The organism is Chromobacterium sp. ASV23, assembly GCF_016428945.1.
Classification (GTDB): Bacteria; Pseudomonadota; Gammaproteobacteria; order Burkholderiales; family Chromobacteriaceae; genus Chromobacterium; species Chromobacterium sinusclupearum.
Genome location: NZ_JAELTR010000172.1, coordinates 1 through 491, shown reverse-complemented (window position 1 = coordinate 491; position 491 = coordinate 1). Strand labels below are relative to the sequence as shown.

Below are 491 nucleotides of genomic sequence, written 5' to 3'. Positions count from 1 at the left end.
GCATCGCACTGACACTGGCCGCCTCAATCCCACAAGCTTTTGGCAACAAAGGTTGGATTTTTGCTACCTCATATATCGTCATGCAGGTAGGACGTACAGCTTTCATCGTTTATGAATTAGGCAAAAGCCATCAACTTACAAAAAACTATCAGCGGATACTAGGATGGTTAATTATATCTGCTTTTTTTTGGCTAACAGGATCCGTATTAGACACTCCTGCTCGAATCACTTTATGGTCAATTGCCGTACTATGTGAATACATATCTCCCATGTTTGGATTTAGACTTCCTTTTCTGGGACGCTCTCATACAAAAGATTGGACTATCGAAGGTGGACATCTAACTGAACGCTGCCAGCTATTCGTTATTGTTGCTTTGGGAGAAACCCTTCTCGCTACAGGAGGAATGCTATCATCCAATGCTGGCTGGAATTGGACTCTTCTAGCAGCAATGCTGGCAACTTTTTTAGGTACGTTATCCATATGGTGGCTC

Annotated in this window: 1 protein-coding gene; it reads left to right on the top strand. The window is 43.0% G+C overall.

The genetic code is table 11. The features are described 5' to 3' along the window. Positions 1-491: low temperature requirement protein A (locus JHD59_RS22115; protein WP_199155854.1), on the top strand; the 491-nt coding region annotated here is incomplete at both ends.